The organism is Bradyrhizobium sp. (assembly GCF_035701725.1).
GTDB lineage: Bacteria > Pseudomonadota > Alphaproteobacteria > Rhizobiales > Xanthobacteraceae > Bradyrhizobium.
The window spans coordinates 1-10,275 of record NZ_DASSRP010000222.1 but is presented as its reverse complement, the minus strand read 5'-3'; the positions used below and the strand labels follow the sequence as shown (position 1 = coordinate 10,275).

Sequence of the window (10,275 nt, the reverse complement as noted above, 5' to 3'; positions counted from 1 at the left end):
TCACCACGCCTTCACCGGCCTGTTCGCGTGACTTGCCTGCGGGACGCCGCGGTTGAGCGACATGTGCGAATGCGTGCACAGCCACTTGTCGCCATCCTTTGAAAACACCATCGTCGCGCGTCCCGGCCGCGGAAACGCTTTGCCGTCTTCGTGGTAGCCGATGGAGGTCCACGGCGCGATCACGATTGCGGTGCCGCCGTCGCTTGAGGCCAGCACCTGCGTCTGATCGAGATTGAAACGGAAGTCCGATGTCTTCGGCCAGACATGATCCCATTGCGTCAGTACCCATTTATCGAGGCCGGGGATGACGTCGTTGTGAGTGCCGAAGGCGAGCACGTCGGGATGGAAGAGCGGTTTCGCGGCGGCGTAGTCGACCTCGCGGACGTAGCTTGCAAAGGTCTCCAGCCACGCATGAAAGAATTTCGTGATTTCGGCGTTGGCGATCGATAACGGATTCATGTGGGGCTCCGCTTCGTGCCCGCACCCGCAGGCATCCACGATCTGCTTCGCCAGGATTCAAGACGTGGATGGCCGGGTCAAGCCCGGCCGTGACGACCTCTTGCAACGTCGTTCCGTAACCACAACCAGCGCTGTTGCTTCAGCCCCTCACCCGGATTGCGCTCCGCACAACCCGACCTCTCCCCGCAAGCGGGGAGAGGTGAAGGAAAACCTCAGCACTTCGGCTGATTGGGCGGACACTTCTTCGCAGCCGGCGCTGGTCGTGGCGGCGGTGGCGCCGGTCGCGGCGGCGGCGGCGGGGCCGCGCGCGGTGGAGGCGGCGGGGCCGCGCGCGGCGGAGGCGGTGCCGGCCGTGGCGGCGCCGCGGCCCGCGGGGGCGGCGGTGGTGGTGCAGCCCTCGGCGGAGGCGGTGGCGGCGGCGCGCGCCGCCTCTCAGGCTTCGGAGGTGGTGGAGGCGGCGGAGGCGGCGCCCGCCGCGTCTCCGGCTTCGGTGGCGGAGGTGGCGGAGTTGGCTTCGATGGCGCCGCCGTCGCGCCGGAGGGCGGAGGCGTTCGCCTGTCGTGCTCGCGCAAATTCGGCGTGGTGGTCGGCGAAGTCGTCGTTGGCGCCGTCGGGCTGGTCTGGTTCTGCACGACCGGCGGTTTGCCCGGCGCACCCGGCGCGCCCTTTTCGTCGCGCAGATTCGGCCGGCCCGGTTCCGGCGGGGTGTTGGAGAGCCGGTTCGGGCCAACCGTGCCCGGAGGCGGCGGTGGCGCGCCTTTCTGTCCGGGAACCGGCAGCACGTTCGCCTTCGGCAACTCCTGGCGCAACTGATTGCCACCCGGCTGCGGCTGAGTGCCGCCACCTTGAGGAAGATTCGCCGGCGTCACACCCGGAGCTCGCGGATTGATCGAGGCACTCGGCGGCGGTGGCAACTTGCCTTGCTGGATCAGCGTCGCGCGCTGCTGGACATGCGTCGGCAGGCTCGGGCCAAGCGTCGTCGGCGCAGTCTGACCCGTCGCACCCGTCCGGGGACCGGCCGCAGCGGCGATCGCAGCCGGCGACGGCGACGGGTTGTTGATCACCGTATTGATGACGGTCGTGTTGTGAATGTTGTTGACGATGATGTTGTTGACCGGTCGCTCAACATAGACCGGGGGCGAACAATAGACCGGCAGCGGCACGAAGGCCGGACGTGGCAGGACGAACAATCCCACGCCGATGCCCACCCCCACGCCGATCGCCACGATCGGCGGCGGCAGCACGACGAAGTCCGGCGGCGGCGGCGGCAGGTAGTAAATCGGCGGCGGTGGCGGCGGTGCGAAGTCGAAGTCGGGATCGCCGAAATACAGCACCGGGCGATCGACATAGACGATTTCGTCCGGCGGCGGCGGCGGTACGTCATAATCCATCACCGGAAAGGACGGCGGCGGCTCGAGCGCTGCCGAGAGATAGCTCAGACGCCGCCGCGCATCCCACGCGTGCGGCCCTTCCGGATAACGGCGCAGATACGACCAATAGGCGTCGGGCGTATCGGCCAGATAGGTGCGCCGCCAGGTGATCGCCTCACGCCGCGCGGCAAGAATCGCCCGCACCCGTTTGGCGAGCGGATCACGGGGATAGGCGACGAGAAAATCCTCATAGGCCTGGAAGGTGTCGCGGGCGAGCGCGGCAGCAAAAGCATCCTGCGCACCAAGATCACGGATCGGCTTGTCGCGAAACGCCGCGACCTGATCGGACGGGCCCTGGACGGGCGGCGCGTCCGGCGCGCGCTCGAAGAACGAGAACTGCGCCTGGATCTTCTGCTCGTCCCAGGGCACCTGTGCGCCCTTGCTGCTTTCGCTGACGCGAAGCCGCACGCGGTCGAACACGTCGGGCAGCGACAATCCGCCGGTACGGATCATTTCGGCGAGCGACTGCGCATAGACGCCGTAGTTACCAGTGTCGTTCGGCGCAACCGTGCCCGGCGCGGCGTTGAAGGCGATCAGCATGTTCGGCGACGGATCGACCAGCGCAAGACCGCCGGCGATCGGGTTGCCGCCTTGAATGAAAGGCTGCTGCCTTGCCACATCGAGCACGACGATGCTGGCCTTGAGCGGAATGGCAGCGAGCTGGCGCGTATAGTCGCTGATCCGCAATCCCTCAGTCGGGATGTCGGTGTCGCGGCTGACTTTCGCGTCGACCGGGATGTAATAGTTCTCACCGGCAAGTTGCATGCCGTAGCCGGCGAGATAGATCATCGCCACCGTGTTGGCGGGGTCTGCCTGGGCTTTCTGCATAAAATCGCGAAGGCTGTTGCGCAAGGCGTCCGCATCGAGGTCCCGCGCCCCTATGACATCGAAACCCGCGGCCTGGAGGGTTTGCGCAATCAGGCCCGCGTCGTTGGCGGCGGTGGCAAGCGGCGTCCCTTCGTAATTGCCATCGCCCACCACCAGCGCGACGCGCTTTTCCGCGGGCTGTTGCGCAACCGCAGGCTCGACCAGGTTTCCTATGGCCAGCAGACAAAATGAAAGAGACAAGAAAATGCTTCTGACGCGTCGCATGACGTTCCCCTCACGTTTATGGAAAGCAGCTTGAGCAGGCGCTCGCTGAATGCCCCCTGAACGGATGGATATAAAAGCCGCATAAAAGTGCCGCCATCCGCGCGTTGTCGCCAGTCATTATCGGCAACGAAGGACAAAGCGCCAGCCATGGCCCGGCAGGATCAGCTATGCCCCCGGTCCATTTCGGCTCGAGAACTTTTCGATCCGGCTCCGCCGCCTTCCGGATTGCCGGCCGGCGGCTCCCGCCCGGTTGCGGGAGAGCGGTTCAAACGGCGGGCCTGCGTTCGGTTCCATTTCAGGTTCCGTTCGCTTTTCGTTGAACCTGATCGCACAGCCGAAAAACAAAGTGATGGGCAGGGCAACAGCATTGCAGGCACGAGGTTCGTTTATGCCAACACTTGTTTTGAGACAAACCATCCCGGCGGCACAAGCGTCAGCAATTTCCGCCCTTCCCGCGCACAAGACGAGAACCCGGCACGGATCGCTCGAAGGCATCCTGCTTTTTTCGGGGCTCAGCCTTGGATTGCTGGTGCTGGCCGCAATCTTCAGCTACCTGCAACTGCCCTCACCTGTTTTGCTATAGCTGTCGCGGATCACGGGCGACACCGCACTTTCCGACCATGGCCGGTCATAGCCGTTCGAAGAAACAAGGTTGCTCCGTTCGGCTATGGCCCGAATTTCCGAGCCGCCACAGCAGCACTGTCAAACTACTTCGAATTTGATCCTGTTTGCACCAGATCAAAGACCGCAACGCCGGAGCGGGTAAGACTAACTGTGTCATTTGAAATTGCCCGCCAGAGCCTTCAGCTCGGACGGGCCGGCAAAATGAGGTTAGACCCATGCGCACGCTTGCTTTGGCCGAGAATATCAGGACGGTAAAACCGGCGGTAATTTCCCTGGGGATGCCGGAGGCCACGCATAACCCCGCGCTCGAAGGTGTTCTCGTCTTCTCCGGCATCAGCATCTCTCTGGCCGTGCTGGCGATCCTGTTCAATGCCCTGCATCTGCCGTCCCCCTTGCTTTTCTGAAGCAAGCGGCAACGTGCAGTAATGCGTCGGTTCGGGCTTTGCCCGGGCGGATGAGACGGCTCTCGCCCTCACCCTCCTCCGTCGGACCCTGAGATCTTGCGGTCAGGGTCCTGGTCGAACGGCGGCGGCCAAATCTTGCAGTCGAAGCTGCGACCGCTGCCCGGGCAGACGTCGCCTGCCGGCGGCCGGGCTACCGGCCGCAGTTGGCCCGAAGCCCACGCGCTGTCCCGGTAATTGCCGTCCCGATAAGTGTTGCCCCAATACGGGCTCATCCGCTGGTGGTGCTTTCGTACATTCCGCCCGGCGGCCTCGCTCTCGGTTCCGACAACAACCGAGGCGCTCGCGGCGGCCGCGAGTATCGACAACCCCAACCCAGCGTGGCGCATCCACCTCTCCCGTCTATTTCGTTTCATCCGCCATCCGAGCTCGTCGCCTTGCGGTCAGGATCTTCATCGATCGGAGGCGGCCACACCGTGCAATCGACGGCGCGCGCGTTGCCTGGACACGCCTGGCCGGCGCGCGCCGGCGGTGGCGCGACGGACGGGGCGGCCGCCCAGGAATCGCGTACCGGGCTGCGCACAAGGTTGATGCCGTGGTGGTGCTTTCTGATGTGGCGGCCGCTTGTTTGCGCCGCGCTCATCGTAACGAAGGGAGCGATCGCCATTGCGCAAACGGTCAACGTCAGGAGCCGGCTCTTGGAGTAGCGCATCCACGCCTCCCGCAGGTCTCGGAACATGCGGAGGTTGAGCCGGTTCAGCGCGGCTGTCGCGTAAAATTAAGTTTATCCGTTTGGCAGCGCCGGCATGGGAATATTCGTTGCCTCCGACGTCGCTGTAGCACGCCGCTTTCCCCACCCTGCGCCGGCGGGCGACCTATGACGCGGCGAAATGCGTTCTCGCCCCTCACATCCCGTTCTGGCCGCTGTCCTGACTCTGATGCTGACGTTCCTGCTGCTTGGCATGGTGGCGCCCATAGAGGCAACCGGCGGCGGCGCCGAGCATGCCGTGATGACCGGCGTAGTGACCAGCAACGCCACCGACCACGGCGCCCTTCAGGCAACCTTTGGCCTCGGCGGTCGCAGGCAAAGCCAGCGCGAAAGCAATAGCGGCGAAAACTGCAAGGGGGTTCTTCATGCGAAATATCTCCTGAAAGCCGTCAATATTTTCAACAACGCACGAAAACTCCGGTTCCCACTGCGGGACTCAACTTCGTTTTGCGCGGGCGAGAGCGGCGCAAAAACCCTCGGTATCGGTCATGATGGCATCACCCGCAAAGCGCAGCGACTCGCAAGAGCGCTGCGCCGCATCGAGATGACCCGCACCGCATGCGTCCTCGATCAGGACGGGGACGATACCGAGATCGGCAGCATGGCGCGCGGTCGGCTCGATGCCGATTTCCATCGCGATCCCGGCAAGCGCGACCGCCGTGATGCCGCAGTCACGTAGCGCAAATTCGAGTGGCGTGCCTTCAAAGGCAGACATTGCAAGCTTGTCGAAGATCGCCTCGCTCGGCCGCGGCGTCAGCTCGGGAACGATCGCAAAACCCGGCGAGTCCCGCAGGAACCACGGCTCGACCTTGGCGGGATCGTCGGTACGCTGCCAGGCCATCGCCATGCGATATTGAAATGCGCCCATCAATTCCTTTGGCAACGACATGTGCCGGGTAAAAAATATCCGGATCTGCGCCGCGCGCGCCGCTTCGAGAATACGCGCCACCTGCTTCGTCACCGCTTCGCCGTTCTTCAATTGGCGGACAATGCCGACCTGCATGTCATAGACGACCAGCGCCAGCTTGGTGCGGTCACACACATCGTCGAGCGTTTGCGGCACGTCGATCCCAAATACCCGTTTCATTGAAGCCTCTCTTTTCGTCGCGCTGGTTTTTAGCCGACAAAACGGGCCGGAATTTGCCACGAGCCCAGATGAATGTCGCCGGCCATTCGGGGAGGCCGGCGAAGGTCGCCTATTTCGATTTTGCGCTTCCCACGCTGTCCAGAAACGCTGCGGCCTCGCGGTTCAAGAACTCCACATCGGCCGGCATGAAGCCGCCGGCGGAAGCATGGCCGGTGACCGTGCCCGGACTGATCGTCATCATCTTGACGCCGACGATATTCTTGCCGGCCTCCTTCGGCTCGAATTCCGGATTGAGCAGATCCTTGGTGCCGGTCATGATCAACGTCTTGGCCTTGATCGAGGCCAGCGCCTTGGCTGTGTCGCCATTGAATCCCGGCGTCGTGCCGACGTCGTGACGCTCATAGGCAAAGGTCTGGTAGATATAATCGTTGGCGTCGAACGCCTTCATCGCCGCCGTCTCCTGCTGCTCCATCCAGGGCAGCGCATCCATGCCATTTTGAAACTGCGCGGAGTACATGTCGGGCGTCCGCGCCGAGAGCAGGTTGAGGATGTCGCGCCACAGCCGCACGCCCTTTTCCGGCGGCGTATCGTAGTTGCCGCCGTTCCATGCCGGATCGTTCATGATTGCCTTGCGCGTGGCTTCCACCACCGCGACGCTCCAGGCGGGCGTCTTCGCCAGCGGCACCATAGCGACCAGTGCATCCATGTAATCGGGATGGCTGACGCCCCATTGCAGCGCCTGCATGCCGCCCATCGACGGGCCGATCACGGCGACCACATGATCGATACCGAATTTTTCCTTCAATAGACGGTATTGCGATTCCACCATGTCGCGGATGAGATATTTCGGAAAGCTCATGCGCGGCTGTGCCTTGGAATTGCTCGGCGAAGTCGAAAGCCCGTTTCCAATGGCATCCGTGCAGATGATGAAATATTTGTCGGGGTCGAGCGCCTTCCCGGGCCCGATCATGAAGTCGATGCGGTGATGATTGCCGCCAAGCGCCGTCACCATCAGGATGGCGTTCGATTTGGTCTCGTTCAGTTTGCCATGGGTGACGTAGGAGATCGAGAAATCCTTGATCGTCTCGCCGCTCTCGAGCTTGAGATCGCCTTCGTTGTAAAGCTGGTGCGGCGGCTGCTGCGCCGTATGCGCAGCCGCCGGCAACGACAACAGCGAAATCAACAGGCCCGATCCGACGGCATGGATGATGCTCTTCACGCGTATTCCCCCCTGTTTTTCCGGTTTGTCCGACTTCGCGGCCGGTTGCGCCAGACGATAGTCGGGCAAGTCAGGACTGTGAAGCCGTCGCGGGTGACGCACAAAATCCGCGGGCCAGTTATGAACCTTCTTGTGCCTCGACCGACTACCAGAGGGGCATCCCGCACCCTCGGACCGAATCCCTCATGAAAATCGCGCTATTCGCCTTGCTCGGCCTGGTATTCGGGGCGATCGGAGGCGCTGCGCTCGGCATCGGTGCCGGGCTCGCGTGGATCGAAATCTTCAAAACCACGGATTTTGAAGGGTATAGCGGCATGCTGGTCTTTTTCAGCTTCATGCCGGCCGGCGCCATGATCGGCAGCCTCGGCGGCGCCGCCTGGTTCGGCGTCATGGCGGCGCGCGACGACGAAATCGCCGTGGAGACCGAATCAGCGGCCGGTCAGGAACGCAGGTAGGCGCCCCGCATTTGTGCAATGCAAAATTGCATTTGCATTTCCGCGAACTTCGACTAATTCAGACTTCAAATTTTAGCGCTGCAACGAATGCGGCGGAATCAGCGTTTTCCGGCACGGCGTCGCCAATGACGCCCATCAGGGCCGGCCGCTGACGAAAAAATCCAGTTTGGGAAAACGAAGTCATGACGGAGCATAGTCTCTGGCGTTTCTCGCGCGCATTGCATCGCGCGATCAACGAGCGCCAGCATGAAGACCTCGAAGCATTGATCGACGATGATGTCGACTGGGCTGTCTATGGCCCGATCGATATGTTTCCGTTCTTCGGCGCCCGCCGCGGCAAGGCTGCCGTGCTCGAGGTGATCCGGCGCGTCGCCGAAAACATCCGCGTGCACCGGTTCGATCGCGAATCCATCATGCTCGGTACCGATACGGCCGCCTCGATGATGCGCTATTCGTTGACCATGCTCGATGCCAACAAGCCGATCAGCCTGCGACTGGCGCAATTTGCACAGTTCAGGGCGGGCAAGCTCGCCAGCATCCGTATCCTGGTCGACACCTTCGACCTGGTGGAGCAGGCGCTGGGCCACCCCATTCATCTGCCGCGCATCGCCTCTTAAGTCTAATCGGCGATCGCTCTTGCGGGCGCCGATGCTACACGCCACATTCGTGCGGCGATGAGCCATCATCCTTGGCTGATCGCAAGGCCAGCGAGCGGGGTTAATGATTTCCAGGATCGGATACGGCTTGGCCGGGTTGCTTTTGCTGGCGGCAAGCGACTGGACTGCTCACGCCCAATCCAAATCCTCGGCTCCCAAATCCTCGGCTCCCAAGTCTTTGGAAGATGTACCTCTGCCAACCGCTCCCAAGGTGTCGCCCTGGCCCGCCGAGCCGCAGCCGCGCGAAGACAGCGATCGGGACGCGGTAGAAGATGCGGCGGCCATGGCTGAAGATGCCGATGTCGCCAATCTGGACATCGACTGGAGCCTGCTCGACGTCGATGCGTCCACCCTGATGGCGACCGATCCCAAGCAATTGCCCGCCGGCCCGCGCGCGTCAGCGTCAGGCGGCATGGCTTGGTCATCTCAGGAGAGGGCCTATGGCTCAGCGGTCTCGGTCAAGCAGCCGGTTTCGCCGTTTATGGACACGCGGGTAGGCGCCGACATGACCGTCGTGCGCCAGCCGCAGACTTTTGCGGAATTGCTAGCCGAGAAAGCCAGCAATGGCGGCAGCGAGCCGCAATCCTCCGGCTCGGCGTGGGCCAGTATGACGGCGGGCGGCGTCGGCTCGATCTGGGACAAGACGTCGGTCGAAGCGCGGATCGACCCGGCGCAGGATCAGGGCAAATTCGGCACTTCCCTGACCAAGTCGCTCCAGGTGGGTGATCAATATTCGCTCACCCTGCAGAACGGCTACAACATGACGCAGGGGTTTGCGCCGATGCCGGGCGGCACCGGCCGCACCAGCTATGCGACCGAACAATCGGCGAAACTGGGCATCACGGAGACCGGCACCAGCTTTTCCGCCGGCCAATCGCTCTCGACGACCGACGACAAATGGCTGCGCAAAATCGGAGCCGAGCAGAAGATCGTCGGCGGCTTCAATATTTCCGGCTCGATCGCGGAAACGCCGCTCGGCATTGCCAACAAGAGCATTTCCGCCGGTTTCAAACAGAGCTGGTAGCGACCGACGACCGCGGCTCCGATTCCGGAGTTCGCGTGGTATCGCCCCGTGAAAGCACCTTCATTGCCGTATATTGGCCGCGATGCGGTCAAAATCGGAAGCCCTGATGGTCCCGTCAACATCGACGTGCGGGGGGACACCCGCGGGTCGCGACCAACGCGAAACAGGGAAGCAGCCGATGAACGCCATTCGTTCCGAAAAGATTGAATCGATTGAAGAGGACACTAATCTCGATGCGGCCTCCGAAGTCGAGGCCGGCATTCGCGACTTCGTCCGCAACGACATCGCCTATCTGCGTCGTCCGACGCCGAGCACGATTGGGGGCACCGACGTGACCGATGCAACCGCGGAGGCGACGGTGACCAATGTCAATTCGCTGATCCAGCGCGTCGCCGGGACGTCGCTTGCCGAAATCGAGAACCTGATTTCGGAACTCGAAAGCCTGCGCGACATCCTGCATGCCGAAGGGCAGCGGGTGCAGCGCGAGATTTCGGGCTATGCCCAGCTCAGCCAGGCGGCAATGAAGTCGACCCGCATGATCGCCGACAACGTCGCGCAGTGGAAACGCGCCGCGGACGGTCTGCGCAACAGCTGACAATAAGTTCGCCAGTGATGGACGCGTTCGGGCCGGGCATTCCCCGGCCCGACGTTTGAGATGACGAACGCGTGTCAGGATGGCGCGACTTGAACCTTTTGTAGCCGGCTGGCGACCAAGTGCAGGTAACTTTGGGGATTTCCTGCATGAAGACCGTCCGGCCCGACAACAGCGATCCAATTCCGCTGCACGCGCCACCCCACCATGTCGCGACCATCATGATCCGCTTTGTCGGCCTGCTCGTGGCGGCCGTGGTGGTGCTCGCGCTGATCTGGAGCCGATGAAAATAAAGACGCTTGGACGTCGGCGCCTTGCGCGGGTCTTTTACGGCTATGGTTAGCGGAATCTGACCTATCGCGAGGCGACCTGCTCGCTTTCGAGCGAATAGGCGCCATCGGCATAGCCCTTCACCACCATGCCGGTCGCGAACATCACCGCAACAGTGACGGTCGCAAAAATAAATC

General features: G+C 62.8%; 13 protein-coding genes. 7 read left to right on the top strand and 6 right to left on the bottom strand.

The window, feature by feature from the left end; genetic code table 11:
* A complete protein-coding gene (locus VFL62_RS12990; RefSeq protein ID WP_325172785.1) occupies positions 1-459 on the bottom strand; it encodes a nuclear transport factor 2 family protein in 459 nt (152 codons plus the stop codon).
* A gap of 212 nt (positions 460-671) precedes the next feature.
* Positions 672-2,981, bottom strand: a complete 2,310-nt coding sequence (locus VFL62_RS12985; protein ID WP_325172784.1) for a caspase domain-containing protein — start codon at positions 2,979-2,981, stop codon at positions 672-674.
* A 316-nt stretch (positions 2,982-3,297) separates the two neighbouring features.
* Between VFL62_RS12985 and VFL62_RS12980 the strand changes: the two genes are divergently transcribed.
* Positions 3,298-3,564: a hypothetical protein gene (locus VFL62_RS12980; RefSeq protein WP_325172783.1), complete on the top strand. Its 267-nt coding sequence runs from the start codon at positions 3,298-3,300 to the stop codon at positions 3,562-3,564.
* A gap of 256 nt (positions 3,565-3,820) precedes the next feature.
* Positions 3,821-4,009, top strand: a complete 189-nt coding sequence (locus VFL62_RS12975) for a hypothetical protein (RefSeq protein ID WP_325172782.1) — start codon at positions 3,821-3,823, stop codon at positions 4,007-4,009.
* 409 nt (positions 4,010-4,418) lie between these two features.
* Here the strand turns inward: VFL62_RS12975 and VFL62_RS12970 are convergent, their stop codons facing one another.
* The 4 genes from VFL62_RS12970 to VFL62_RS12955 form a co-directional block, all read right to left on the bottom strand.
* Positions 4,419-4,718: a hypothetical protein gene (locus tag VFL62_RS12970; RefSeq protein ID WP_325172781.1), complete on the bottom strand. Its 300-nt coding sequence runs from the start codon at positions 4,716-4,718 to the stop codon at positions 4,419-4,421.
* Between the two features lie 193 nt (positions 4,719-4,911).
* A complete protein-coding gene (locus tag VFL62_RS12965) occupies positions 4,912-5,142 on the bottom strand; it encodes a hypothetical protein (protein ID WP_325172780.1) in 231 nt (76 codons plus the stop codon).
* Between the two features lie 69 nt (positions 5,143-5,211).
* A complete protein-coding gene (locus tag VFL62_RS12960) occupies positions 5,212-5,862 on the bottom strand; it encodes a cysteine hydrolase (RefSeq protein ID WP_325172779.1) in 651 nt (216 codons plus the stop codon).
* Between the two features lie 109 nt (positions 5,863-5,971).
* Positions 5,972-7,081, bottom strand: coding sequence for an alpha/beta fold hydrolase (locus VFL62_RS12955; RefSeq protein WP_325172778.1), 1,110 nt, complete (start codon positions 7,079-7,081; stop codon positions 5,972-5,974).
* 185 nt (positions 7,082-7,266) lie between these two features.
* Between VFL62_RS12955 and VFL62_RS12950 the strand changes: the two genes are divergently transcribed.
* The 5 genes from VFL62_RS12950 (at position 7,267) to VFL62_RS12930 (ending at position 10,095) form a co-directional block, all read left to right on the top strand.
* A complete protein-coding gene (locus tag VFL62_RS12950) occupies positions 7,267-7,536 on the top strand; it encodes a hypothetical protein (RefSeq protein ID WP_325172777.1) in 270 nt (89 codons plus the stop codon).
* 182 nt (positions 7,537-7,718) lie between these two features.
* Positions 7,719-8,153: a nuclear transport factor 2 family protein gene (locus VFL62_RS12945; protein ID WP_325172776.1), complete on the top strand. Its 435-nt coding sequence runs from the start codon at positions 7,719-7,721 to the stop codon at positions 8,151-8,153.
* A gap of 322 nt (positions 8,154-8,475) precedes the next feature.
* Positions 8,476-9,216, top strand: coding sequence for a hypothetical protein (locus VFL62_RS12940; RefSeq protein WP_325172775.1), 741 nt, complete (start codon positions 8,476-8,478; stop codon positions 9,214-9,216).
* Between the two features lie 178 nt (positions 9,217-9,394).
* Complete coding sequence (locus tag VFL62_RS12935; protein WP_325172774.1) at positions 9,395-9,811, top strand: hypothetical protein; 417 nt, start codon at positions 9,395-9,397, stop codon at positions 9,809-9,811.
* 146 nt (positions 9,812-9,957) lie between these two features.
* Positions 9,958-10,095: a hypothetical protein gene (locus VFL62_RS12930; protein WP_325172773.1), complete on the top strand. Its 138-nt coding sequence runs from the start codon at positions 9,958-9,960 to the stop codon at positions 10,093-10,095.
* Positions 10,096-10,275 lie beyond the last annotated feature (180 nt).